The sequence below is a fragment of the Nostoc sp. genome, from assembly GCF_036917755.1.
Classification (GTDB): domain Bacteria; phylum Cyanobacteriota; class Cyanobacteriia; order Cyanobacteriales; family Nostocaceae; genus Nostoc.
The window spans coordinates 23,593-50,343 of record NZ_JBALFC010000144.1 but is presented as its reverse complement, the minus strand read 5'-3'; the positions used below and the strand labels follow the sequence as shown (position 1 = coordinate 50,343).

The window sequence follows — 26,751 nt, the reverse complement described above, 5'->3', positions numbered from 1 at the left end:
AGGGGAATGGGGAGTGGGGAGTGGGGAATGGGAAATGAGGAATGAGAAATAGGAAGTTGGTATTAGGAAGAAATAAGGTAGACAACAGAGACTTATTCAATAATTTTTCCTTGTCCCTCTTGTCCCCACTCCCTACTCCCTACTCCCCACTCCCCATCCTCATTCTTCAAACAGCCAATTTTTGACTTTTGTCAAACTCTGCCAATCTGGTTTTCTAGTTAAACCGTCTTCAATACTATTTTTTATTTCATCACTCCATTCTTCATTGACAAACATTAACTGTTGTGCTACGTCAATGTGTTCGCGCAAACCTTTTTGACCTGTTTCCAGCATTGCTAAAGCGAGATTGACTCTCGCCTGGGGGTCTTGGGGATTTAACTTGACTGCCTTCTGTGCAGCTTTGTAAGCCAAGTTGGGTTTGTTATCGAGTAGATACAACCACGCCAAACAAATCCAAGCAGCACTAGTTTTCGGAGCGCGATCGCACACTTCTTTAAACACAGGGATTAAAGATTCTACCGATTCTCCAGCTTTATAGCGTTCTAAACCTGTATCAAACAGGGATTCAACTGTATTAGTCATTGGTCATTAGTCATTGGTCATTGGTCATTAGTCACTTGTACTGAGCCTTGCCGTTGGCGCAGCCTCTCGTAGAGAAGTATTGGTCGTTTGCAAAGGACAAAGGACAAATGACAAATGACAATATTACACCCCAAATGACTTGCCGCAACCACAAGTTTGGTTGGCATTGGGGTTTGTGAATTGGAAGCCACCGCCAATCATGGCATCGCTATAATCGAGCATCAAGCCGTAGAGATATAATAAACTCTTGCGATCGCTAACAATTTTGAAGCCATCATAATCAAAAACTTCATCTTCAGGGGTGATCTTACTGGTGTCTTCAAAGTCCATCATGTAAGACATCCCAGAACAACCACCCTGACGGACTCCTACCCGTAAGCAGAAGTCTGTGCCTTGCCTGTCCCGGAGGGATTTTACCTGGTGCAATGCGGCTTCGCTCAACAGAATTCCGCGTTGTTGAGCCTGAATTGCTTGTGTCATCTGCTTTTTAAACTCCTTAATTAGTTTAAGCGTTACCCTGTATCGGCTTGTTAATGCCTGTGGGTTGCTCGTTGAGTGTTTTTGTATTCATTCTAGCGGCTTAGATGTCGCTAGATGCCAAATTGTAAACACTCCGTCAAAAGCAGCCAAAAATTTTTATTCTAGAATTGAGAGACTTAGTGTGTTTATAGATTCGGTATTTTTGAAGTTCAAGTCTTGCGGCAGCAACAGAAGCAACCACCCTTCAGGTGCAGCCATCAAAACTTAATCCGAGGCTAGCTATCCCCCAAAGTTTACTTCCAAATTGCTTCTTTTGATTAACTTATTCTATGACAAGTTTTAATCGCTCTACCAGTCGTCGGTTGAAGAAATTAGCTCAGATTCCTTCTGTATGGGAGGGCGATCGCCGTCCGTTGTCATCACCAAACCAGTACTCAGACTCAGAGGCAAAAGGAGAATGCATTCTTTGGGTAGATTACTCCCAAGGTATTGTCCGAGGAATGGACGTGGTAGCTTCAGATATCGGCCCAGAAGCAATAGTTCGCACTTTAATGCAAGCAATGGAGCATCCCCAGAGTCCGGCAAGACCAGCCAGACCCCAAAGAATTATAGTCAGAGATCGGGAGATCCAATTTTACCTGCGGGGGGTGCTGCAAGATTTGGATATTGCTATCGACTACGCACCAGAACTACCTTTAATTGACGAACTGTTTCGCGGGTTCACTGACATCCTCGATAGTCAAACCCCCGACTTACCCCCACAGTATGCACAAATCTTGCCAGAGAAGGCATTTGCAATTTGGCAAGCAGCACCTTGGGAATTTTTGCAAGAACAGCAAATTTTGTCAATCGAGATTAATAACTGGGATGTTGGGACACTCTACGCCTCAATTATGGGAATGCTGGGAATGGAGTATGGGATTTTGTTTTATCGCTCAGAAGAGTCTTTAAAACAGTTTCGCGCCGCAGTTTTAACAGATGAAGAATCAACGGAGCATCTAGAAGAAGCGTTCCTCAAGCAAGATTGCCTGTTTCTGACTTTTGACAGTGCTGATGAAGATGAAGATGAAGACGAGGATGAAGAAGGTGATTTGGCGGATCTGCCATTATCGGAAATTGACCCCACTTTTGGTAATATCCACCCATTAGAAGGACTGCGGTCTGTTTTGTATGAGGAGGAAGCAGTGGTAATGTTCGTTGCGATCGAAAGCCTGAGCCGCTTTATTCGCGATCACCGTCGCCAGCTTCATGAAGATATCTTCCCTAGCCTCAGCCGTCGCTATCGCATTTCTCTGCCGCAGTCGGAAGAATCAACTAAATCTTTGAGTGTGACAGTCTCTACCGTGCCGCAGTTAGCAGCAGAATTAGAGGAAATGGCAGGTTTTGATGTCGATGATCAGGAGATTGAGAACCCTGACTCACCATCTTTCCAAGCATTGCAAGATGACTTGATACCAGAAAATTCCTTCCTCAGCTTAGGTGTGGTGTCTTGGGAAATGTTGGAGTCCCTGAAAAAGGGGATCAGCTACCATAATGCTGGTGAAATCAAACAAGTGGGTGACGGTTTGCCGGTGATTTTAATTCAAACTTCCCGACCCAAGGCTAAGATTGTAATTGAAAGAATTGAAGCCGCAGGCGCACTGAGAGCAGTTTGCTTTAATCCAGGTGCCGACCCCTTCGATGGCGATCGCTACGATTTAGGTTTATTACAAACTCAAAATGGCGAATTATTCCTATTTGGTGAATTTTTAGATGAAGATCCGATTCATGTAGAAGCCCGAAAAAAATGGAATCAGCGCTGTAAAAATACTCAGGGCTACTGTGGCTTAATCATTGCTAAAGGACTAACGGGAGCTTCCCGTGGTAATCCTCAGTTACGAGATATGATGGCTTTGTTTGAAGCGCGATCGCTCTCACCTAAAGATTTAGGTATTGGCACTCTTCAACTAATGCCCCAACTGGAATTTGAATAGTTGCACGAATTCCCGTAATTCTCAATCTCAAATTGTGGCTATGAGAAATTCAGTTGATGTGTATTTGATTTGCATATTGACTGCATTTCTTGCTGAGTCCTGTTAGCGGATAGCTAGGGTTTAGCCCGTCCTGAGTGAAGTAAAAAGTACTCAGAATTTTTGTGGTCTTTTAATTCAGCACTCTTCATCCGCGAACCTCTCAGGGCGCGGCACTTTGTAATCCATATTCATGTATATGTAAATACTGGTAGGTGACCAATAATTAGAAGTTAACTTTACCTCAATTTCATGAATTCCCTGTATTATCATAGTTTTTCACTCATTTTATTGGATAATTTTAAGTATAAATAACTACATTTAAATCAAAATTTATCTACAAAGTTCGGTTTAATCAAACCTAGCTGATGCATTTAGATATCGGAATCTTTTTTTTAACAAGTTTTTGAGTTGAGCATCTTGTTATGTATCAATATCATTAAGCAAAAGTTCAGATGTATATCTTTTTCTTTGTAATTCTTTTATAAAGAAGAAAAATTAGCTTATTTAGTGTCTAAATGAAGATTATTTAAAGCGCATAAATAATAGCTATAATGAACAGACTACCGAAAAAAATTAAAATATACAATTACTTTTATGGTCATACTTAAGAAATAATAAATAGTTGTAACTCAAAACTTTCTTGCCAGTAATTTATCTCTTACTTCAAATCCGAGCAGAAGGTTTGTTGTCAAATTTTTAGCGCCCTAATTGGCTAAAAATGATTTGTATAAGCTCCAAATAGATGAATACGAACAATCAAAAAAATCGCGGAATTTAAAGCAAACTACATCGCTAGAGAGAGGATAAAAAAATGCAAATTTTCATTATATCTTTACAGGGAGTTGGTGGAAAAGCATGATACAAAACTAAAATATTATGATCGACAACAGCCAACTAACATCATATCTGCAATGGATATAGATGGATGTTCATTCTAGAGCGATCGCTTGTTTACCTACTTTCTAAGTGCTGATTTACGATCTATACACATGACTCTAACCCGCCCGTAAGTCAGCATTTCAGCATCATAATGATTCTGAAGCCTTATTCTCTGGTTTTGTACCAGATGTCCTCTGCAACCGGATTTGGCGAGCTTGGTGAAGAGAGAAGGTCAAATGCTTTCAATGGAGAATAATTTTGGAAATCTTGATTGAGTCAACAGTAGGTGTCTCAAATTTATTTATCAAACTTCATTGTCAGGGTTTACTCATGCTGTTAGTAGGGTTATTCTCTTCAAAAGCAAGTATGTGCTATTTTACCGTCAAAGTAGTAACAAATAAAGTCTAGTTTTTTGATTTCTTTAGAAAATGATCAATCCTGGGACAAAATGAACATTTTTAATATTAATGGTATTACTTGTTTCGTGACACAAACTCTGATATTGTTATCGTCCTCCTCTTTAGTTAGATTCTTTCAATGAGTTAAAACATACAGCAAATAGCATGATAATGACAAATAAAAAATGGGCGGTTAAACGCATAACAGTAAATCTCGCAACACAGGAAGCAGAAAAACTAGAAAAATATTGTCAACAAACAGGTAGACCCGCAACCGACGTGATTCGTGAACTGATTAGAAGTTTGCCTGTCTCCGACGACAGCTAAAGATGTAAACAAATAAGATTACTTTCATGACTTATAAGGAAAATGCTGAAAACCCTTGAGACTTAGGTGCGACATCTCTGTATCTCGTACTTCTCCCAAGGGGAGGCGCTGCGCGAACAGGCAGGGGATGAAAGCTTTTTAAAGCCTTTAGGCTTAAGTCAAATTTAACGACAAACATGGTAGAAGAACTCCAAAAAAATAGCTATGATACTTTTTTGAGTCCGCCGCAATGGACAAGAGTTTGTCTAGCTGATACAGACGCGTTTTTCTCGCGTCTGGTCATTTTTGGGGACTAAAAGCAGCGAACAAAGACGTTTTAGTATCGACATTGCCTAGCCTGAATATGCTGCTGGAGTCGATATCAAGTAGCAAATTCCGACACCAACCCAGTTACAATCTGTAAAGAAACTGAAAAGGAACAACGGAATGCGCGTTGCAATCGTAGGTGCGGGACTGGCTGGACTAGCAACCGCAGTAGATCTAGCTGATGCTGGTTGTGAAATAGAGATTTTTGAGTCTCGTCCGTTTATCGGTGGTAAAGTTGGCAGCTGGGTTGATGGAGATGGCAACCATCTAGAAATGGGGTTGCATGTATTTTTCGGCTGCTACTACCAACTATTTGACTTGATGAAGAAAGTGGGGGTGTTAGAAAACTTACGCCTCAAGGAACATACCCACACTTTCATTAATAAAGGGGGGCGCACTGGTGCTTTAGATTTTCGCTTCCTTACGGGTGCCCCTTTCAACGGCTTAAAGGCATTTTTCACCACTTCTCAACTATCGTTGCAAGATAAATTGCAAAATGCGATCGCTTTGGGTACTAGTCCGATAGTTCGCGGATTGCTAGACTTTAACGGGGCGATGAAAACCATCCGCAAATTAGATAAAGTTAGCTTTGCCGACTGGTTCCGCAGTCACGGTGGGAGCAATGGTAGCATTAAGCGCATGTGGAACCCCATCGCCTACGCATTGGGATTTATTGATTGCGAAAATATGTCTGCCCGTTGTATGTTAACCATATTCCAGTTATTTGCAGTCAGAACTGAAGCTTCAGTTTTGCGAATGCTGAAAGGTTCTCCCGATGAGTATTTACACAAGCCCATTCTGGAATATCTGGAAGTTAGAGGCACCAAAGTTTACACGCGTCGGCAAGTGCGGGAAATTCAGTTTACTGAGTTAGACGAACAAACCCGCGTCACTGGTATAGTAGTTGCCCAAGGTGATACCGTAGAAACTATCACTGCTGATGCTTATGTTTTTGCCTGCGATGTTCCAGGAATTCAACGCATCCTACCCCACGAGTGGCGGAAGTGGTCAGAATTTGACAATATTTACAAACTAGATGCAGTGCCAGTGGCTACAGTGCAGTTACGCTTCGATGGTTGGGTAACGGAACTGAACGATGGAGAGCAACGTAAACAGCTAAATCATGCGGCTGGAATCGATAATTTACTTTATACAGCCGATGCTGACTTTTCTTGTTTTGCGGATTTAGCGTTGACTAGCCCTGCTGATTATTATCGCCCAGGACAGGGATCTTTGTTGCAGCTAGTGCTGACACCGGGAGATCCGTTTATTGCCCAAACTAATGAAGCGATCGCGCAACATGTTCTCAAGCAAGTTCATGAACTGTTTCCCTCGTCGCGGGAGCTAAATATGACTTGGTACAGTGTAGTAAAACTTGCTCAGTCTCTCTACCGAGAAGCGCCAGGAATGGATGCGTACCGTCCCAACCAAAAAACACCAGTAGATAATTTCTTCCTTGCAGGGAGTTATACTCAGCAAGACTATATCGACAGCATGGAAGGAGCAACTATTTCTGGACGGCGGGCGGCAAAAGTGATTTTGGAGAGTTTGAAGAGATAACGAACCGCGAAGGGCGCGTTCACGAAGTGTCTCGAAGAGAAGAACGCGAAGGAGGAAGAAGAGAGATGTCAGACTGGTTAGAGCATACTGTACAGGTAGAAGTAGAAGCTCCCATAGATTTAGTATGGAGCCTCTGGGCTGATTTGGAGCAAATGCCCCGGTGGATGAAGTGGATTGATTCGGTGAAAATTCCGCCAGATAATCCAGATATATCTCTTTGGAAATTAAGGACGGGTAGTTTAGAATTTACTTGGAAATCTCGAATTCTCAAAGTTATTCCCAACCAAATTATCCAATGGGAATCTGTTGATGGTTTGCCGAATCAGGGAGCGATTCGCTTTTACGATCGCAACGGTAGTAGCATTGTCAAAATGACCATTTCCTACGCCATCCCCGGCATTCTTGGGAAAATTATGGATAACTTATTTTTGGGACGAATAGTTGAATCGACAATTCAAGCTGATTTGGAAAGGTTTAAAGAATACGCGCTGAATGTTAAAGCTAATTGATTTTCTGGAAACAGAATTCAGGAGTCAGAATTCAGGAGTCAGAATTCAGGATGACAGAGAAATGGCTTTCGATCGTTGGTATTGGGGAAGATGGATTACAGGGGTTAAGTGCGATCGCTCGTTCTCTAGTCGATCAAGCTAGAGTAATTGTGGGAGGCGATCGCCATTTGGCAATGCTCCCTACAGATGACCAACGTGAGAAACTAGTCTGGACATCCCCCATTAGTGCCTCAGTTGAGGAAATCATCCGGCGTCGCGGTGAGTCCATTTGCGTACTCGCAAGCGGCGATCCGATGTGTTACGGCATTGGTGTTACCTTGATGCGGCGAATTCCCGTCTCGGAAATGACTATTATCCCCGCACCTTCAACCTTTAGCCTCGCTTGTGCCAGACTTGGATGGTCTTTAACTGAAGTGGAAACCTTGAGTTTGAATGGTCGTTCATCCTCCCTACTCCAGTCTTACATCTATCCGGGAGCGCGGCTCTTGATTTTGAGCGAAGGGAAGGATACACCCGCCATTGTTGCCGAAATTTTGACAAATCGTGGTTATGGTGGCAGTACAATTACCGTACTGGAGCGCATGGGCGGCGCTCATGAAAGAATTGTGGAAGGTACGGCTGCATCCTGGAGTCAAACTGAAATTGCTGCTTTGAATGCGATCGCAGTTGATTGTATTGCTGATGTTGGGGTTGTGCCTTTACCAAAGTTACCAGGGCTACCAGATAACGCCTACCACCACGATGGACAATTAACGAAGCGGGAAGTTAGGGCAATTACTCTAGCAGCTTTGGCTCCCACACCGGGAGAATTATTGTGGGATGTTGGCGCGGGTTGCGGCTCAATTTCTATCGAATGGATGAGGAGTAATGCTCGGTGTCGGGCGATCGCGATCGAACAAAACTCATCTAGACTACTTTATATTGCCGATAATGCCGCCACTCTCGGTACTCCAAATCTGCAAATCATTCAAGGTAAAGCGCCCCATGCCCTGAAAGACTTGCCTACACCAGATGCTATTTTTATTGGTGGTGGAGTCACAGCAACGGGACTTTTTGATGTTTGCTGGGAGGCACTACAACCGGGTGGGCGTTTGGTAGCAAATGTTGTAACGGTAGAAGGTGAGCAAACTTTATTTAAATGGCATGAACAAGTCGGTGGTGATTTAATTCGTATTGCCATCCAACGGGCGGAACCTATTGGTAAATTTTTGGGCTGGCGAGCAATGGCACCGGTGACGCAATGGATGGTTGTAAAATCTGAAAAATTGAACCTACATTAGATTCCTCTGAGTCCTAATTTTTGCTCTTGTTTATATAGATACAGATTTTTATATTTGCGCCTAATATGCTGGATTGAAACATACTCATTTCAGATGGATAGCATCATTTATTGTCCCCATAAAAATAGCTATAGCAAATATGAGAATATTGCTGTAGCTAAATTTATAAAAGTTAAATAAGAATCCAGAAGTCAGAATTCAGAAGTCAGAATAAATTAGTGGGGAATTCAGCTGACTTTTCATGTCATGTGTGTGGAAAAGCCTACGATTGACCTAACCCCCTAGCCCCCTTCCCGACACGGGAAGGGGGAAAATTCAAAGTCTCTCTCCTTATAGGAGAGAGATTTAGAGAGCAATACAGTTCAGTTAAGCATTTCTTCCTTCTCTTCCTTCTCTTCTTTGCGTCCTTTGCGCCCTTTGTGGTTCGTTAAAAAAATGACTTTTACAAAGAGTTTTAGCCTTAACTGAACCGTATTGATTTAGAGAGAGGTTTTCCAGATCCCGTGAAAAGTCAGGGTAATTCAGACCTGCACTTCGGCAAAGCTCTGTTATCGCCGCTAATTGAAGACGACTAAATTTTAAAATCGGTGGGGGGATTTAAACCATTTAAATTCAATTCTGAATTCTGGCTCCTGATTCCTGAATTCTGTTTTGTTAAATTAATTAACTCAAATTAGCCATTTTTGTAACATGAATAAAACATCCGAAAGTCGGCAAAAAAGAACTGCTTTAATTACAGGAGCAGCTAGTGGGATAGGCTATCAATTAACCCAGATTTTTGCCCGTCATAATTATAATCTGGTCTTAGTGGATAAGAATGAACAAAAACTTACTGAAATCATCGATGAATTTCCGCAAAAGTTTGGCATTTTTGTGAAAATTTTTGTTAAGGATTTATCTATCCCAACATCCCCAGAAGAAATTTTCACAGAACTACAGCAAGCATCCATCAAGATTGATGTGCTGGTTAATAACGCTGGCTTTGGTACTTATGGAGCATTTAGCGAAACAGACCTCACCCTTGAACTGAAAATGCTACAGGTAAATATGGTCAGCCTGACTCATTTAACTAAGTTATTTCTCAAGAATATGGTTGAGCAAAACTATGGAAAAATATTAAATGTGGCCTCAGCTGCTGCTTTTCAACCAGGGCCTCTAATGGCAGTTTATTTCGCTACTAAAGCCTATGTGTTATCATTTTCAGAAGCGATCGCTAATGAATTAGAAGGCACAGGTGTCAGCGTAACAGTTCTTTGTCCAGGGCCAACAGCATCGGAATTTCAACAAACTGCTGCAATGGAAGATTCAAAGATTGCTAACGTTAAGAGAATGATGGATACGGCAACTGTTGCTAGGATTGGTTATCAGGGCTTAATGACAAACAAAACCGTTGTCGTTCCTGGGATGAGAAATAAAATATTGACTGAAAGCGTCAGATTTACACCCAGAAATTTAGTCACAAAGGTTGTGAGAAGTATGCACGAACTCAAAAAAAATAGGTAGCCCGATATCTGACTTTTCACTCTTATCTAGAAACCTGACTTCTATTCTTCTCCCCTACAAGGGGAGAGGCTTTGAATTTTCCCCCCTTCCCTATTTAAACGATCCTGTGCGTTGGAAATTCTCGCACTTAAAAAATACCTGGCTATTGGTGCGATCGTTAACAATTCTAGAAGTCAGCACGGGTGTGCGGTGGGCAATCTGCCTGGACATCAGTTATAGTAATGGAGTTATGCTGAGGCATCGACGGCAGTATTAAAGATTCTTACTCTTTATTCTCAGACGAGTGAGTAATTATCCCAATCGCCTACTGGCTGGTAGCCAATTTCCTGGTATATATGATTGGATGTTGGGTTTGCCAAGTCGGTAAATAAAAAGCAGTACCGATTTCCCTGGTTCAATAAAGTTTGACTTAACGCTGCCACGCAAGCACAGGCGTAGCCCTTCCGCCGATACTCTGCCGGTGTGTAAACTATACCAATCCGCGCACCATTAGGCGTGATTCCAACATGACAAGCTATTGAAACCGGTACTTCATCCTGCCAAAGGTAAGCAGTATCTTGCTGCAAAACTCGTTTAACCCAGCGTTCTGTATCCGACTCAATACTGCCCAAAGCTTCTAGCGAAAAGGCTTCATACCAATTTTTAAGAAGTTCTTGATCATCCTCCGTAGCTAGACGTAAATAACCTCTGATTTGAGAAATCGGCTGTACCTTTTTTAGTTGAAAGACACGCAAGGCTACTTTCAACTGGTAGGATTGACCAGTCAGGGAATGCCACGCCAGAGTAAAGGCTTGCGCCTCATCTGTGGGAGCATTTACTCCTGGTAGTGATTGGTAGGAGATAGATAAATCTTGGGCGAGTATCTCTACTGCTTTGAAATCTTTAATCTGTGAGAGCAGTAATAGTCTAGGTGGTGTTCTCATGGCTACAGCCACAATATCTCCATTTGCCTCCACTGTTGCCAAATAAGGCTTTTCGTCAAAGCGTTCGGGATTTTCAATCAAGGCATGGCTAATTTCCAACAGCAGGTTATGCAGTGCCTCCTGATTCAGCAAGTAGTCTTTCACCCTTGCATAAAATTGAGTAGCATTTTGAAATCGATAAACTTTCATCCTAGTTTTTTAAGCCTTAGCTATCAATAGTTGTACTGCTCATTTGTTCTCGCAAAACTACAACTTGAGAAAGCATTTAACACCAATGCACAGATGTACACTCCTACGGCGTGTTGCTACAGATTGATATTACACAAACAGTTGCGTAAACTCATACATTAAATCCACCCGGCCCTTACGTAACATGGCTGGATCTAATCTTTCGGTGGTGTTGCAAGTCATCAAAACAACTAACCGTTGCTGCATCTGAATACCAGAATCATCAATTACACTCTGATACAAAGTACCATCCAGCAAACTGAGAATGTGTTCGGTTTTGTTATTGTATTGCGCTACCTCAGAAGCACGATTTTGCGCTAGATTATCAGCTTCGTTAATCACGATACAGATTCGCTCTATGTAAGTCGGTGGGACAAAATTAGCGATCGCATCATGATCTAAAATAAAAATTACATACCCTAAAGGTACAAGAATTTCTTTTGCTACTGCCTGTGTCCAGACTGTTTTACCAGTACCCGGTTCCCCATGCACAACAACCGCTAACTGGTTTTGATTCAGAATCGCTTGCTGTACAGAATCAGTAAAATTTTGGATGTCTGCGGGAAATGTGCGGATGGAAAATTGACTGTGAACTTTGCCTACACGACTTTGATATCCACTCAGCATCACAGCTAAGTCGTAAGTCGCTTTGTTAATTAGTGGCGCGAGATTTTTCGCCATTAAACTATATTGTCGTCGCCCGCGATCGTAGGGGTCAATTTGCAACCAAACGTCAGACTTCGACCAGTAAGCATAAACAGTATTGAGAACATCTAAGCGTTCCCAACTAACAAATTTATCTATAGGAAAATAAAAATCTCTTTCTGAATAATACTGGGTAATAATGTCGGGACTACCCAACACATTTAAAACTCGGAGTACAGTAATTTCTTGCAGTCGGTTAAGAACATAATCAATGGGAATGCTACTACGACTGACAAATTGGACGATGGGTGTTTCCGTACTCAAAACATCTTTGTAGCGATGATCTGGTGATTGAGGATCTGGCGTGATGTAATTCCAAAACTTTTCAACTTCATAGCGGGTATTATCAGATACAACACTTAATAAGTTAGCCCACCAAGCATAATTATTTCGTCCCAAAATATCAGCAACATTACTTGCTAAATTCAAACTTTTTTGACTTAATTCGCGGGAGTCACTATATAACAATTGCCACAAAAACCCCCAGTCTAATTCTCGGTTAAACGGTCGCCAACCGCTAGCAAGCAAGCTTTGCCGACTATTATTTGTAGGAGTGCCTTCATTGCTTCTAAAATAGTCAAAATCCATATTTGTTAGTTATGCAGCGTTAGTCGAGTTATTTTGTGTGAAATAGGAGATTTTGAAAAAGTTTTCTCGTAATATAAACTAACTGCGTACAAATGGTAATTTTATTTCCACCGTGCTGTACTGGCTAGGAATTCTTTTTAATCTAACTCATTCCCTCTGTAACATACTATATTACATAGTTACTACCTGCGTCAACTTTTTTGACAAAGCAATTGCTAAGTGGGGGTTCAAACCTCGTTTCCAGCCAGAGGCTGGAAATGCTGCTCATTCACTAATAATGATACAAATAGGTTGGTAGGGGCACAGAAAAAGCTCATTGGTGTCAACTTAACGTGAAAGCCTTTTAAAACCTCGTTTCCAGCCTCTGGCTGGAAATGCACATCATCGCGGCTCTGCCGCAAGTCTTGAGGCGGAGCCTCTCGTTATCTCGTTCCCAGTCTCCGACTGGGAACGAGATAACGAGATAACGAGATAACGAGAAATCCTTATGTATCAGGGTTTGTCTGAAATGGAAAGCCCTGGCTACGCGTAATTATCAATTACAAATTACGTTAATCAAGTTGAGTATTTGCCATTAATTTCTATATAACCCTCTGAAAGATCGCAACCCCATACAGTTGCAGAAGCTTCGCCAATATTGAGGCTAACATGGATATCTACTTGATCTTTGGACATAATTTGGCGCAACTGTTCCAGATTTTCATCAGTTAAGCTATTAGGATAAACTTTCACATTATCAAAACTGATAACAACTCGTTCTGGATTTATCTGCTGTTCATTTTCACATTTGCCTATAGCCATAGCAACTCGTCCCCAATTTGGATCTGCTCCATAAACTGCGGTTTTTACTAATGGTGAATTCACAATTGCTTTAGCTACTGTTTTAGCTTGTGCATAATTAATTGCTGAATCTACAGTTACCTCAATAATCTTGGTAGCACCTTCTGCATCTCGGGCAATTTTCAGCACCAATTCTTGTGCAACTTCTTGCAATGCACTAGCAAAATCTGATTCGGAAACTTCACCTGCTAAACCATTAGCTAGAATTACGGCGGAGTCACTAGTAGAAGTGTCAGTGTCTACACTCAGACAGTTAAAGGTTTTATCTATAGTAGAGCGGAAAATAGAACGAAGGCTATTTGCAGAAATTGCAGCGTCAGTAAAAAAGAAAGTTAGGAGGGTAGCCATATTAGGCTCAATCATGCCAACGCCTTTGGCAATTCCTACCAGCTTGGCATTTCCGATTTGCCGTGTAGCTAGTTTCGCTACTGTATCGGTGGTCATAATACCACGGGCTGCGGCATGAAAATCAGCAGCAGTCAATTTTTTGCCCAATCCTAATAAACCTGCCCGGATTTTTTCAATTGGGTAACGTCTGCCAATTACACCTGTAGAAGCGATCGCAATATTATGTGCAGCAATTCCAGTTTCAGTTGCAACTAATTGTAGAACCTCTTGGGCATCAGCGATGCCAACAGAACCATTAGCTACATTTGCATTTTTAGATATAACGACAATTCCTTGTGCTTGTGAATTTTTTAAGTTCTCGCGGCTAATAGTAACACTTGGCCCGGCAAAAAGACTTTGAGTGAAGACTCCATCAGCAACACAAGGAACTGATGATTTAATAAATACAAAATCATCAGTTGTATCTCGTATTCCTAAATTAGTAATAAATGCACTAAAACCCTGAGGCGAGGAAGATATAGTTAATGACATTTTTCTGTATTTAATAATTTGCTCTTGCTGGATGACTAATACCTTGTCTGCGTTGGTAACAGTAGCCAGATGGTGAGCGATAATAAAGCTGGTACGACCCTTTAAGTAAATTAGCGATCGCCTTTTGAACTAAATTTTCTGTTTGGCTGTGAATATTAGTGGTGCTGCGTCCAAAATCAAGATTCGCGGGTTTAGCAAAACCGCACGGTGTAACAGTGTTATCTAACCGCAGAGGCGCAGAGTAAGCAGGGAAGGGGGGAGCATCTCAATGAGTGTAAAAAGCCTTGTCAAACCTCACCCCAACCCTCTCCTTACCAAGGAGAGGGAGCAAGAATCTTCTTTCTCATCTGGTATATTTGCACTCATTAAGATGCTCCCAGAAGGGGAGAGTCGGGGGAAATTTCTTCTATTCCCCATTCCCCATTCCCCATTCCCCACTCCCTACTCCCCCTTAAATATGAATTCCACATTCTGTTTTATCACTTCCCCGCCAGCGTCCGGCGCGTTCGTCTTCGCCTTCGCCGACTTTGGTGGTGATCGGTTGGTCGCCTATGCTGGGATAACCTTTGTCGTGTAGAGGGTTGTAGATGACTCCGTGTTCAGCCACGTAAACCCAGCTGTCTTGGCGTGTCCAGGTAGCTATGGGATTTACTTTCAGCCGATCTTTACCATCTAATTCAAATATGGGCATATTCGCACGGGTTACTGCTTGGTCACGGCGGCGTCCAGTTATCCAAGCGACGCTGTTGAGTTCGTCTAGACCTCGTAGCAGTGGTTCAATTTTTGTAATGTGGTGAAATTGGGCAATATCCTTGTCCCAGAGTTTTTCGCCGTATTTGGCTTCAAAGGCTTCGCGGGTGTCTAGGTCTGGAGTTTTGTAAGTTTGCAGATCCAGATTGTAGATTTGTTTGGCTTTGGCAACTAATTCTAGGCTTTCAGGGAAGTGGTGCAAGGTGTCGAGAAAGATCACAGGAACTGGATGCTTCAGTTCACTGTAAAGAATATGGGTAATTATCATGTCATCCACATTAAAGGCGCTGGTTTGTACCAGTCCCGTTGGGATATTTTCTATAGACCATGCCAGTATCTCTTTGGGAGTGGCAGTTTCAAATTGCTCATTTAATTTCTCTAAGTCAAAAGCGATCGTTTGGTTTCTAGATGCTGTGGAGACTGTCATGATAATCTTCTATTCAAATATTTTTACCTTGATTAATTTTGATCTTATCCCATAAAGGCGCGTATTCCGCTCGGATATAAGGTAATAATTTTGTTCGGAAATTACTACATTCTGGGCATGGGGCATGGGGCATGGGGCATGGGGCATTGGGCATGGGGCATTGGGCATGGGGCATTGGGCATGGGGCATGGGGCATGGGGCATGGGGCATGGGGCATGGGGAAATAACCAATGGTCAGTCAAAATCATTACATAAGTAAAAATCACAGTGTTTACTAAGAAAGTTTACGGTAATTTAAGTTTTACAGGAATTTTATAGATATTTATACTGATCCTGATATGGTTAAGGAATTATTAACAAAAAGGATTTTACTTAAATGAACAATTCAAAATTGCCCAATGCTTTAGGTGAATCTATCATTATGGGCGCTTTAATGATGTTGACCAGCGTTAGTATTATTACAATAATGAACTTTTTCTAAGATATATATATTTCTAATTTTAGCAATAAGATTTTACAAAGTCCCGCTCAAAACTGAGTGGGACTTTTACTTTTCTGCTCCACATATATCGGTGTATATTAAACCTCTTCTGTGACTTTCGCCAGAGAATAATTCAAGACTTACGTATTGACAGGAATTTGACTATTAAACATAGAAGTGAAAAAGAATGTACAGAGACGTAGCAATGCTAACTCTCTACAAGGGTTCTAGATAACGCATATTTTTCTACCAGATGTCTATTGTTCGATTTTGCAGGTATCCCGGCTGAATCCACTCAAAGAGCTTGCCTCAACAAATAACTAAACTTAGTACCATTCCATTCTGGCGTTGTTGTTAGTTTTGTAGCCAGTTAGGGAAAACTATTATAGCTATACATGGTACTTAATTAAGAGATTTTGGGGTGTCCCTGACTTTCGCTTAACTAAGCGACATTGATGCTTGTCCTATCTAAACATCCAGAAAATAACACCATCATGGTTCACATATCTTTGATCGACAACCAAATACAATCCTTAGAATTACCGATTGAGCGCGATCACTTTTTGCGTACAATGATTCGAGAATTGGCTGGAACCTTACAAGATGTCGTTGGGATTGAAGAGGCAGCGGGCTTTTTGAATGTGGTTGGCTATCGAACAGGTCAACATGTCAATCAGCAATACCAGAACGCTTTGCAACTGTCAAATCTTTCTCGGGAGCAGGTAACTGCCGTCCTTGTAGATTGGAAACGCCGGATTCAAGGCGACTTTTACGTGATTGAAGAAACTGATGAGAAGATCGTTTTAGGCAATCGCAAATGCCCCTTTGCAGAACAGGTAGAAGGGCGCGAAGCCATGTGTGTTATGACATCTAATATTTTTGGCGCGATCGCAGCCGACAATCTCGGCTACGCTAGAGTCGAGTTACAAGACACGATTGCTAGAGGCGCGCAGGAATGCAAAATCGTCATTTATCTCAAGCCTAGCGAAGTATTAGACGAGTTTCCAGCACAGGAATACTTCAAAGCATAGTAACAGCGTTAAGGGGGACATTTGCAGACTATAACCTTCTTCCTGTAATATGTCCCGGCTGAAGTTGATCCCCCAAAGCATAGTTTAGCCTCTTTATTTTTACCCCATCAGTGCTACGAGCAATGGTAAAGATCCCTGCTTCAATACCTGAAGATCGATGACACCTGATCAATTTTTAACCTTTGCCCAGACTTTACCAGAACCTCTGCTTCTTGTGACTAGCGCAGGTGAAATTTTGGCCGTCAATCAACCTGCTGCTAGACTCTTTAGCAAGACAAGTAAAGCACTCATAGGTCAACGTCTTACCGAGTTTGTCACTGATTCTTCAGAGAAGATCATCGACTATCTTCGAGTTTGCTCCCAAAGTCGCCAAATGATTTTGGGAACTTTAACCATCCACCAAGCCCAGGGAGAGGGAATTGCTTGTCGTAGTGAAGGAGCTGTGATCCAACCGCGATCGCCAGAAAGTCCAGCCATCAATTTACTGCGCTTAGAAAAGCGAACGAGTAATCAATTCGTTGTCCTTAACCAAAAAATTCAGGCGCTGAGTAAAGAAATTCAACAGCGCCAACACCTTCAGGTAGAACTCGCACAATCGAATGAAACCTTAAAACAAACTCTGATCAAACTGCAAAATGCCGTTGAAGCCATTCAAACAGAAAAGATGTCTGGGCTAGGACAGTTAGTTGCAGGGATTGCCCATGAAATTAATAATCCGGTTAGCTTTATTTATGGAAATCTGACCTATGCGAGTGAATACTATGATTCATTACTGAAACTGATTCACCTCTATCAGCAAGAATACCCCAAGCCGAGCCTAGTGATTCAGCAGGAAATTGAAGCCCTGGATCTTGATTTTATTCAAAAAGATATTAAAAAATTACTCCAGTCAATGCAGACAGGTTCCGAGCGGATTAGCGAGATTGTTAAATCTTTCCGAAACTTCTCTCGATTAGACGAAGCAACATTCAAAGCAGTTAATATTCATGAGGGTTTAGAGGCTGCATTGATGATTTTACAAAGTCGCCTCAACCCTAGCGGGCGGCATTCTGGTATTGAAGTGATTAAGGACTATGGAGAATTGCCTTGGGTTTCTTGTTCTCCTGGACAACTCAATCAAGTGTTTATGAATCTTCTGAAGAATGCGATCGATGCTTTAGAAGAAGCTGAACAAGTGCGATCGCCAGAATCAATGCAAAATTATCCTAGTCGGATCTGGATTTGCACGGAGAAACTAAATGATCGCTACATTGGAATTCGCATCAAGGATAACGGTAGCGGAATCCCTACCCAGATTCATCATCAGATATTTAATCCCTTCTTCACTACTAAGCCAGTCGGCAAAGGGACAGGATTAGGATTATCAATTTGTTACCAAATCATCGAGAGCCATCATGGTCGAATTAATGTGATATCTGAGCAAGCTTCGGGAACTGAATTTAGTATTGAGTTACCCATTGTTTACTGATCAAAACTATACTATAGGAGTCATCTTTTATTTTTGAAATATACGTAGGGGAGCCAGTGCGTTGCGGTGAGGCAGTCCGGTCTTGGGGGTTTCCCCCATGAGGAACTGCCGTTCGCCCTTGACGTGCCGGAGGCATCACCCGAAGGGAGGTTCCCGACGATCGGGGACTCGAAGGAGCTGCGCTATCCGTTGTAGCAACTGGCGTTTTTAAGATTGTCTTTAATTTCTTTGGAATAGTTTCGCAACCCATACAAGCGGCAAGAAAAATTTAATTGTCAACTAAGATAGGACTTATGCACAAGTTACGGAATAACGAACCGCAGAGGCACAGAGGGCACAGAGAAATCAGAGTTTGAGAGATTTTTTGCGTAAATCCTATAAGACTAACTCTACCCCTAGTACCGCACGGCGTAAATAAGCCACCCCAACGGGAAAGCCAGTTGCCTGGGTCGGGAAACCCTCCCGCAGCGCTGGTTCACCATTTGTAATCTCTGAAACCCTTGCTAAAACGTAATTACGAATTACGAATTACGCGAAGCGGTACTAGTGACCGACTGGTGCTTTCACTCCTGCACCGCCTTTGCCCAGGAATAGTAACAAAGGTAATGAGCAAAGGAATCCTACCCCTACGACTCGAAAGCAATCTGCGTAAGATAAAACGGCAGCTTGGGTATCTACTGTTTGACTTAATAAAGCTAGTGCTTGTTGTTGCGCTGTTGCCGCATCTATGCCTTGACCTTGGAGTGCCCCATTGAGCGCATCGAGGCGCTGATTGGTTTCTAGATCATAAGGACTAAGTTTTGCTAATAGAATGGCTCGATGAAAAGCTTCTCGTCGGTCAAGCAGAGTGGTGAGTAGGGCAATGCCAATGCTACCACCGAGTTGTCGGGTGAGATTGTAGAAACCAGATCCGGCAGAAATATCTTGCTTGGGTAGCGGGCCTAAAACTGCCAAACTCAAAGGGAGAAACATCAATACAGTAAAAGCCCCACGCCATACCAATGGCCAAAATAAATCATCTATGCCGGTTTGTGGGGTAATTGCTGCTAATTGAAACATGACTCCAGATGAGCCGACAGCGCCCATTGCAATTAAAAATCGGGCATCTATTTTACTAGAGAGTTTGCCTAATAAAACCATCACGATCGCAGACGCTAAAGCCCCAGGCGCTAACAATAGTCCTGTCTGCGTTGCCGTAAAGTGCAGCACACTCTGAGCAAATATCGGCACAGCAAAGAGTGTGCCATAAAGCCCCATACCCACCACTGCTGAAAGAACGCTTCCCGCAGCTAAAGAACGGTGACGCAAAACTCTTAAATCCACAGCCGGGTGATCTGTTTTCAGTTCTCGCCAAATAAACAACCCCAAACCGATAATACTAGCGATCGCTAAGGTGGTGATGAAATTGGAGGAAAACCAGTCGTCTGTCTCTCCTTCCTCTAACAAAGTTTGCATACAGCCAACAGCAATCACCAAAAACCCAATCCCGAACCAATCGACGGCTTGGCTTTGTGTCTCTTTCTTATCTTTATCTTTGGGCAAAAATGCCAAGGACATCGCCACTGCAATGATCCCGAAGGGAATATTAACAAAGAAAATCCACCGCCAGCCCAAACCATCTACCAAGAATCCCCCTAATGTTGGGCCAATTGCTGGCCCAGCAATTACACCTACCCCAAAAACTGCCTGTGCGAAACCTTGTTCAGCCGGTGGAAAAGTCTCGAACAAAATCGCTTGTGCTTTAGCTAGCAACCCGCCACCACATAAACCTTGAAGAATTCGAGAAAAAACTAGCATCGGTAGATTAAATGCCAAGCCGCATAAAACTGAGGCAAGGGTAAAGCCAATTAACGAGAAGATGAAGTAGGTTTTGCGTCCAAAGTAATCTCCCAGCCATGCAGATAAGGGAATTAAGACGACATTTGCGATCGCATATCCTGTCACCACCCAACCTACTTCACTGACAGTTGCACCCAGGCTGGCTTGGATATCAGTCAGGGCAACGTTAACAATACTAGTATCAATTACTTCTAATATTGCACCAAGGGAAGCCGTGAAAGCGATCGCCCACTTCAATGGCCCCTGCACATAACCAAATTGATCAAAAGTTGAACGTTTAATATTGGTAGCCATTGTTAGCACAAAGCTAAAATTAAGTATTGTATATATACGCTACGGTAGCGTATCATATAGAATCGGTCAAGAGAGTCTTGAATAAAAAGTGGCAGAAATACTTATGCTAAAGATGGATGGTCACTATTGCTGTTTTCGTGCATGGGAAATGAGTTCTCGACTGATTTATTCTCCATAGGCTGTGTTCTATGCCCAAAGGTAGCAAATTGTCAAAAAGATATTGCTTAGGGATGATATTTTTATGAGTAAGCAAATCAACAGCCCCTCTGGACGCCCACGCAGCATCCATGCCGACCAAGCTATTCTGCAAGCGACTTTAGACTTGCTTGCAGAGGTAGGATATGAAAGTATGAGTATAGAAGCGATCGCTTCCCGTGCTGGAGTTGGTAAAACGACCATCTATCGGCGTTACACTTCCAAAGAAGAACTAGTTGCAGACGCTATAGAAAGTCTGAGAGATGATTTAGCGATCCCCGATACTGGCAGCTTTTGGGGAGACATGGATATCTTAATCAATAATGCCGCCAAAAAAATAGATAGTCCCCTTGGTCGTCAGACACTCGCCCTGATCATTAGTACAGCGTCTAGCAATCCTCAGTTTGCCGAGGTCTATTGGACAAAATATACCAAACTCCGACGTGAAGCCTTTGCTAAAATACTTGAACGTGCCAAGTCTAGAGGCGAAATTCACAAGGATGCAGACGTAGACTTAATTATCGATCTTGTGAGCGGATCACTATATTATGCACTGATCTTCAAACCCACAACCGAGCCAGTAGAAGCGTATATGCGCCGCACAATGAATCTTCTGCTCAAAGGTATTGGGAGTGGGGAGTGGGGAGTGGGGAGTGGGGAGTGGGGAGTGGGGAGTTAGGAGTTAGGAGTTAGGAGTTAGGAGTTAAGAGTTAGCTTATATCTTGCACCAGGCGACTGGAAGTCGCGGCTACACAGGCAAAACCCACCTCCGTGGGTTAAAAACCCTTGATTTCCTCTTAGTCCACGGAGGTGGACTTTGTTTGTATAGCCGCGATTTCTAATCGCTAGGGCTAGGTGCAAGATGTGAGTTACGAGTTAGGAGTTAGGAGTTAAGAGTTTGGAGTTATAAGAATTCTTCCCCCATTCCCTACTCCCCACTCCCCATTCCCAACTTGTTGCCAAAATAACTTTTCAGCATAGGTCATAAATGAGATGATGGAGTAATTAGAGAAAAAGGTAAATAATTGTTATTTTTCTCCCTCCGCTTCTGGTTGCAGAATAGCATCACAGTATTGAATGAGGATTGTCAAGCGATCGCTAATCGTCTGAAGTCTCGTTTGTGCAGTAGATGCTTGCCGCGCTCCTTGCAAAAACATCACATCTATTTCCAACAGGCGCAATTGCTTGCTCATCTCCGTTTGATAAGACTGTACTCGCCAGTCTTGATCAGCCAAAGGCACAATCTGCTGCCGGAAAAATTGCTGCAACGAGGCTACACGCTGTCGCAGTTCGGGTGCAACAATTTGGGTAGTTGTGGCATCGGAGCGTAATTGCTCTAGCAAGGTTACGAGTGTCAGATATTTCTCACGGTTTAAAGACATCCAGTGCTAGTTAAGATAGTATTAATGTCAAGTAATTTTTCTTCTACAATAAACTTTACTTAAGCGTTTATCAGCACTAAAAGCCTCAAGTCGTGATTTGAGGCTTTGTTTGCCATCAATGGATTTTGAAATTTATGATCCTTGAAACTCAAACTGGATGACTACATTGGCTGGAGAATCATCCTGACACTGTTTTTTTCGAGCAACAGCATCTTTTCACGACGATGCTGCTAGTTTTATTTATCACTTATCTACCGATCCTCTCTAAACCCAATTCTATGAGCAGCATAACAATAAATTCATCAGTTGATCTTGCCATTCCCGAATGGTTAAAAAAATGTTTGAAGGAGTCATCGACAAGTAGCGGCGAAACGGAAGATGACCGAAGGCATAATGATGCAGTCTTAATTGGTCGAGCATTTGAATTTGCTTACCAACTGCATCAAGGTCAATACCGCAAATCTGGAGAACCATATATTGCTCATCCCATTGCTGTGGCTGAGTTGCTGCGTGACTTGGGAGGTAGTGCTGCTATGATAGCAGCTGGATTTCTCCATGATGTCGTTGAAGATACAGAAGTTACAAGTGAAGAGATAGAACAGCGCTTTGGCCCAGAAGTACGGCAATTAGTCGAAGGTGTGACCAAGCTTTCTAAAATCAATTTCACCAGCAAAACCGAAAGCCAAGCCGAAAACTTCCGGCGGATGTTTTTGGCAATGGCGCAAGATATTCGAGTCATTGTGGTGAAATTGGCAGATCGTTTGCATAATATGCGAACTTTACAATATATGTCAGAGGCCAGCCGCCGCCGCAGTGCCCAAGAAACGCGAGATATCTTTGCACCCTTAGCCAATCGCTTGGGGATTTGGCGGATTAAATGGGAACTGGAAGATTTGGCTTTTAAATATTTGGAACCGGAAGCTTTCCGCGAAATGCAGGAGCATGTTTCGGAAAAACGGACGGCGCGAGAAGAGAAGTTGGCCAAAGCTACAGACATTTTGCGGGAACGTTTGCAGCAAGCCGGAATCCACTTTCAGGATATCAGTGGCCGTCCCAAGCACCTTTATGGCATTTACCAAAAAATGCACCGACAGCAAAAGGAATTTCATGAAATTTACGATTTGGCAGCGCTGCGGATTATTGTTCAAACCAATGAGGAATGCTATCGGGCGTTGGCGGTGGTTCATGATGCTTTTCGCCCAATTCCTGGGAGATTTAAGGACTATATTGGACTGCCAAAGCCTAACCGTTACCAGTCGTTGCATACTGGGGTGATTGGCCTAACTGGTCGTCCTTTAGAGGTGCAAATTCGGACAATCGAAATGCATCATATCGCCGAGTATGGGATTGCTGCCCATTGGAAGTACAAAGAAACAGGAGGTTCTAGTATTAGCCATTTGACAGCCACAGATGACAAGTTTACTTGGCTGCGGCAACTGCTGGAATGGCAAACTGATCTCAAGGATGCCCAAGAATATCTTGATAGTGTCAAGGATAATCTATTTGAAGATGATGTCTATGTCTTCACCCCTAAGGGGGATGTTGTTCCTTTAAGTCCCGGTGCTACCACTGTAGATTTTGCTTATCGGATTCATACGGAAGTGGGGAACCACTGTGCAGGGGCGCGGGTGAATGGGCGAATGGTGCCACTGTCAACGCGGCTGCAAAATGGCGATATTGTAGAGGTTTTGACCCAAAAGAACTGCCATCCGAGTTTGGATTGGTTGAACTTTGTCAGGACTTCGGCGGCGAAATATCGGATAAAACAATGGTACAAGCGATCGCGCCGGGAAGAAAATATCGCCCGTGGACGGGAATTGTTAGAAAAGGAACTTGGTAAAACTGGTTTTGATAGTTTGCTGAAGTCGGATGCGATGGAGACTGTCGCCGAAAAGTGTAACTACCATAGCGTGGAAGATTTACTTGCTGGTTTAGGTTACGGTGAAGTGACGTTGAACCTAGTGTTAAATCGTTGGCGAGAAGTGGCGAAGGGACAACAACCAGTTTCCACAGTGCCGCTATTTATCCCCAAAGAACCAAGTACATCAAAAGCTTTGCGAGATGCACCAGCAACTACTTCCCGTTCCACAGATTCGCCAATTGTTGGGGTGGAAGGTTTGGTGTATTATTTAGCTGGGTGTTGTACCCCGATTCCTGGCGAACCGATTATTGGTGTGGTGACGCGAGGTAGGGGGATTTCAATTCATCGCCAAGGCTGCCATAATCTGGAGAGTGTGGAGTATGAGCGCTTAGTACCAGTTAGGTGGAACCCAACCGCCGAAAATAGTGGTCGTCCGCACACGTATCCAGTTGATGTTCAAATTGAAGCTCTTGACCGCGTAGGGGTGCTAAAGGATATTTTGTCACGGTTGAGTGACCAAGGGATCAATGTCCGCCATGCCCAAGTGAAAACCTCTATTGATCAACCGGCATTGATGGACTTAGGAATAGATATACGCGATCGCTCTCAACTAGAGCAAGTCTTCGTCCAAATAAAAAAAATGAGCGACATCTTGAATATCCGCCGCGTTGGGCAAATTAACGAGTAAGCGTCCTAATTGGTAGGGTGCGTTAACGCAGTCTAACGCACCAATTTCGGATTCTGGTTGAACTCACATTCGGCACCCTCAACTATCAACTATTCAACTTGTTGCCTAAGCGATGGTGTTAGAATCATTAGTCCTCTAACAACTTCTTCAGGAGTAGCCGTGCCATTGATTACCTTTGGTGCAATCGCCATAACTTCTAGAGCCAGATTTGTGGGAATTCCCTTTGCTTCTAACCGCTTCAATTCTAAAATATCAATACCTGCTGCCAATCCATCCAAATACTCTTCTACACTTACTCCCAAGTTTTCAATCTCCAACATGAGTATAATCTCCTATTGTTTGTTCGACCTCTTAGCTATCAAAGCCGATCAGGAACGTTTATCAATTCGCTGCACAGGTGATGAGCGTAAAAGTTGACAACCATTTTATCCTCAAAGATCCCCACAAGAAAACAAATTGAGAATATCGCTTAATCAGCATTCATCCCCACTGACTCGAATAAGTGGGGGATGAATGCTGATTAAAAAAGCAAGCACAAGGCAAGAACCATTACCCACGCTTATATCCTTCTAATCGCATTGAAATGAGAAATAGATCAAATATAGGACTTACGCAGTGTACAAATGCATCATGATATGCGCTAGCTAAAATAGGAAGTTTTCAGGCTTTTATTAATTATCCTGTGATCAATAGAGCATGCTATAGGGGCACAGCAATGCTGTGCCCTTACGAAAGATGTGGTTTTTAACCTTATGCATATTTAGTATTTCTTGTCAACGCGTAAGTCCTAAAATAGATCAAGCGATCGCGTGACAGAAGTCACACAATCCAATAGGCTGATCTTAAAGTGGTGATTTTTCACAATGCTCATCTGCACAAAAAGATAGGCTTCGTTGGCTAGCATTTTTTGCTCACCATGTGCAATATGCTACCTATCCTCTATCATCGCTTAGTCGTTAATAACTACCTATACAGAAAATGCCCCTTAAAATCGTTCAGAACTTTGATGGCAGTTTTACCCTGGAAGCACAAGCCCAAGAAACTCTATTCAATTTATTGACAAGCGTTGCTTTCTTAAACCAAATTTGTCAACAGTTGCAGTGTAAGCAAGTTAAATTTACAGAATTACTTTTCCAACCAGTTCCTTATAGCTTAACTACCACTAAAGGAATGCCAGCAGAATTTGAAAAGTATCATGAATCTGATGAATATGCCATCGTCAACGTCCCACCAAATTTTATGTTTAGTGCTAAGATTTTTAAACCCAGTCGCCTTTGTGCAATTTACCAAAAATTGGATAATGGGTAATTTACAAAATAAGTTTTTCCTAAAAATAGCGCTTATCGTTTGTATGCAATACAGTCTAGACTCTCTCCTAAAAAAGAGAGAGGCTTTGAATCTTACTCCCCAACGCTACAAGGGTTGGGGCTGTTATTGTTAGGTCTGTATTGCACTCAACTAATAAGCGCTATAGTAATTCTCAATTCTGAAGGCAAATAAGAAGTTTAATATTTGATGTATGGCTTTTGAAACTAATCTTTCTTCTTTAGCATCCCTAGAATACATTCCTTACATTGACGATCGCGGTCAATTACCCGAACAATTTCAGGGTAAAATCGGGGTATATGCTATCTTTGACCAAGCAAAAGTACTTCAATTTGTCGGATACTCCCGTGATGTTTATCTCAGCCTTAAGCAGCATTTAGTTCGTCAGCCACAGCAATGCTATTGGGTCAAAATTCAAACTATTGAACGCCCTAGTCGCACAATTTTAGAAAATACTGAAAATGCTTGGATTGCTGAAAATGGCAGTGTACCTTGGGGAAATGGGGATAACAAAGAAAAATGGACTCATCCTATTGATGTTAAAGCGATCATGACACCTGAAGAACAGGCAAAATATCAAAATCCAGCTAATGATGAATTAGCACAAATAAAAATTATTAAAAATGTGGCACGGAGAGTAGAAGCAGAAATTTCAACGCAATTGCTAGAAGGGCGTGGTTTACAAATGCAAATTCGCTTCAATCCTAAATTGAAAGAAGAAGGTTTACTAGATTTGAAATGAAGCTAGTTATGGGGAAATTTGTTTAGAGTCTGCTTAAACGATACCGTAATTGATAGACTTACAAATTTAGCAAACGGCGATTGTTTCGCTGGCGCGACTAATGCCCACACAGGGTTATATCAAGCCATACATGAACTACGGCATGGGTCAGTTAACGAACCCAAACAACTGCTGGCACGATAGATTGGTGTACTGGGGAACGTGTTGATGGTGTTGTAAAGCTACAGGGACGCTTGCTCCCTTTGAGAGGGGCGTGAGTTCAATTGTC

Annotated in this window: 22 protein-coding genes and 2 pseudogenes; 12 read left to right on the top strand and 12 right to left on the bottom strand. The window is 42.5% G+C overall.

Features of this window, described 5'->3' with window-relative positions:
• Window positions 1-159: 159 nt before the first annotated feature.
• Window positions 160-582, bottom strand: coding sequence for a tetratricopeptide repeat protein (locus tag V7L05_RS30630; RefSeq protein WP_335169858.1), 423 nt, complete (start codon window positions 580-582; stop codon window positions 160-162).
• A gap of 123 nt (window positions 583-705) precedes the next feature.
• Window positions 706-1,062, bottom strand: coding sequence for an iron-sulfur cluster assembly accessory protein (locus V7L05_RS30625; RefSeq protein ID WP_292823481.1), 357 nt, complete (start codon window positions 1,060-1,062; stop codon window positions 706-708).
• 329 nt (window positions 1,063-1,391) lie between these two features.
• Here V7L05_RS30625 and V7L05_RS30620 point away from each other — a divergent pair, with 329 nt between their 5' ends.
• The 6 genes from V7L05_RS30620 (at window position 1,392) to V7L05_RS30595 (ending at window position 9,836) form a co-directional block, all read left to right on the top strand.
• Window positions 1,392-3,035 carry a DUF6930 domain-containing protein gene (locus V7L05_RS30620; RefSeq protein ID WP_335169856.1) on the top strand — a complete coding sequence of 548 codons (1,644 nt, stop codon included), beginning with the start codon at window positions 1,392-1,394 and terminating at the stop codon, window positions 3,033-3,035.
• Between the two features lie 1,481 nt (window positions 3,036-4,516).
• Window positions 4,517-4,678, top strand: coding sequence for a CopG family transcriptional regulator (locus V7L05_RS30615; protein ID WP_334947826.1), 162 nt, complete (start codon window positions 4,517-4,519; stop codon window positions 4,676-4,678).
• Window positions 4,679-5,104: 426 nt separating this feature from the next.
• Window positions 5,105-6,544: a 9,9'-di-cis-zeta-carotene desaturase gene (gene zds / locus V7L05_RS30610; RefSeq protein ID WP_335169854.1), complete on the top strand. Its 1,440-nt coding sequence runs from the start codon at window positions 5,105-5,107 to the stop codon at window positions 6,542-6,544.
• 65 nt (window positions 6,545-6,609) lie between these two features.
• Window positions 6,610-7,053 (top strand): SRPBCC family protein, encoded by a 444-nt coding sequence (locus tag V7L05_RS30605; protein WP_334947822.1) that lies wholly within the window; start codon window positions 6,610-6,612, stop codon window positions 7,051-7,053.
• Between the two features lie 50 nt (window positions 7,054-7,103).
• Window positions 7,104-8,333, top strand: a complete 1,230-nt coding sequence (cbiE, locus tag V7L05_RS30600; protein ID WP_335169853.1) for a precorrin-6y C5,15-methyltransferase (decarboxylating) subunit CbiE — start codon at window positions 7,104-7,106, stop codon at window positions 8,331-8,333.
• Between the two features lie 690 nt (window positions 8,334-9,023).
• Window positions 9,024-9,836 (top strand): SDR family NAD(P)-dependent oxidoreductase, encoded by an 813-nt coding sequence (locus V7L05_RS30595; protein WP_335169851.1) that lies wholly within the window; start codon window positions 9,024-9,026, stop codon window positions 9,834-9,836.
• A 93-nt stretch (window positions 9,837-9,929) separates the two neighbouring features.
• On the opposite strand, the pseudogene V7L05_RS30590 reads toward V7L05_RS30595, so the two are convergent.
• The 7 genes and pseudogenes from V7L05_RS30590 to V7L05_RS30560 all read right to left on the bottom strand — a co-directional run.
• Window positions 9,930-10,077: pseudogene (locus V7L05_RS30590) on the bottom strand (pyridoxal-5'-phosphate-dependent protein); the annotation flags it as partial.
• Between the two features lie 34 nt (window positions 10,078-10,111).
• Window positions 10,112-10,948: a GNAT family N-acetyltransferase gene (locus tag V7L05_RS30585; RefSeq protein ID WP_335169849.1), complete on the bottom strand. Its 837-nt coding sequence runs from the start codon at window positions 10,946-10,948 to the stop codon at window positions 10,112-10,114.
• A 129-nt stretch (window positions 10,949-11,077) separates the two neighbouring features.
• On the bottom strand, window positions 11,078-12,280 hold the full coding sequence (locus V7L05_RS30580; protein ID WP_335169847.1) for an AAA family ATPase: 1,203 nt from the start codon (window positions 12,278-12,280) through the stop codon (window positions 11,078-11,080).
• 555 nt (window positions 12,281-12,835) lie between these two features.
• Window positions 12,836-13,999, bottom strand: a complete 1,164-nt coding sequence (argJ, locus tag V7L05_RS30575; protein ID WP_335169928.1) for a bifunctional glutamate N-acetyltransferase/amino-acid acetyltransferase ArgJ — start codon at window positions 13,997-13,999, stop codon at window positions 12,836-12,838.
• A gap of 9 nt (window positions 14,000-14,008) precedes the next feature.
• Window positions 14,009-14,206 (bottom strand): annotated as a pseudogene (locus tag V7L05_RS30570) (ABC transporter ATP-binding protein); the annotation flags it as partial.
• A 244-nt stretch (window positions 14,207-14,450) separates the two neighbouring features.
• On the bottom strand, window positions 14,451-15,176 hold the full coding sequence (gene cysH / locus V7L05_RS30565) for a phosphoadenosine phosphosulfate reductase (RefSeq protein WP_335169845.1): 726 nt from the start codon (window positions 15,174-15,176) through the stop codon (window positions 14,451-14,453).
• A 104-nt stretch (window positions 15,177-15,280) separates the two neighbouring features.
• The gene (locus V7L05_RS30560; protein ID WP_335169844.1) at window positions 15,281-15,442 is read right to left on the bottom strand and encodes a hypothetical protein; all 162 of its coding nucleotides are present in this window, start codon (window positions 15,440-15,442) and stop codon (window positions 15,281-15,283) included.
• 709 nt (window positions 15,443-16,151) lie between these two features.
• Between V7L05_RS30560 and V7L05_RS30555 the strand changes: the two genes are divergently transcribed.
• A complete protein-coding gene (locus V7L05_RS30555) occupies window positions 16,152-16,688 on the top strand; it encodes a methanogen output domain 1-containing protein (protein ID WP_335169927.1) in 537 nt (178 codons plus the stop codon).
• A gap of 157 nt (window positions 16,689-16,845) precedes the next feature.
• The gene (locus V7L05_RS30550; RefSeq protein WP_335169842.1) at window positions 16,846-18,156 is read left to right on the top strand and encodes an ATP-binding protein; all 1,311 of its coding nucleotides are present in this window, start codon (window positions 16,846-16,848) and stop codon (window positions 18,154-18,156) included.
• A 543-nt stretch (window positions 18,157-18,699) separates the two neighbouring features.
• On the opposite strand, the gene V7L05_RS30545 is transcribed toward V7L05_RS30550, so the two are convergent.
• Entirely contained in the window at window positions 18,700-20,289 is a 1,590-nt protein-coding gene (locus V7L05_RS30545; RefSeq protein ID WP_335169840.1) for a DHA2 family efflux MFS transporter permease subunit, read from the bottom strand.
• Window positions 20,290-20,530: 241 nt separating this feature from the next.
• On the opposite strand from V7L05_RS30545, the gene V7L05_RS30540 reads away from it, so the two are divergent.
• Window positions 20,531-21,163, top strand: a complete 633-nt coding sequence (locus tag V7L05_RS30540; protein WP_335169838.1) for a TetR/AcrR family transcriptional regulator — start codon at window positions 20,531-20,533, stop codon at window positions 21,161-21,163.
• Between the two features lie 349 nt (window positions 21,164-21,512).
• Here V7L05_RS30540 and patD read toward each other — a convergent pair whose 3' ends face one another.
• Window positions 21,513-21,866 (bottom strand): heterocyst frequency control protein PatD, encoded by a 354-nt coding sequence (gene patD, locus V7L05_RS30535; RefSeq protein ID WP_335169836.1) that lies wholly within the window; start codon window positions 21,864-21,866, stop codon window positions 21,513-21,515.
• Between the two features lie 278 nt (window positions 21,867-22,144).
• Here patD and V7L05_RS30530 point away from each other — a divergent pair, with 278 nt between their 5' ends.
• The gene (locus V7L05_RS30530; protein WP_335169834.1) at window positions 22,145-24,415 is read left to right on the top strand and encodes a RelA/SpoT family protein; all 2,271 of its coding nucleotides are present in this window, start codon (window positions 22,145-22,147) and stop codon (window positions 24,413-24,415) included.
• A gap of 89 nt (window positions 24,416-24,504) precedes the next feature.
• Here the strand turns inward: V7L05_RS30530 and V7L05_RS30525 are convergent, their stop codons facing one another.
• The gene (locus tag V7L05_RS30525) at window positions 24,505-24,735 is read right to left on the bottom strand and encodes a hypothetical protein (RefSeq protein ID WP_335169832.1); all 231 of its coding nucleotides are present in this window, start codon (window positions 24,733-24,735) and stop codon (window positions 24,505-24,507) included.
• 658 nt (window positions 24,736-25,393) lie between these two features.
• Here V7L05_RS30525 and V7L05_RS30520 point away from each other — a divergent pair.
• Both V7L05_RS30520 and V7L05_RS30515 read left to right on the top strand, forming a co-directional pair.
• Entirely contained in the window at window positions 25,394-25,723 is a 330-nt protein-coding gene (locus V7L05_RS30520) for a hypothetical protein (protein ID WP_335169829.1), read from the top strand.
• 211 nt (window positions 25,724-25,934) lie between these two features.
• On the top strand, window positions 25,935-26,483 hold the full coding sequence (locus V7L05_RS30515) for a GIY-YIG nuclease family protein (protein ID WP_335169827.1): 549 nt from the start codon (window positions 25,935-25,937) through the stop codon (window positions 26,481-26,483).
• The last annotated feature ends 268 nt before the right edge of the window (window positions 26,484-26,751 follow it).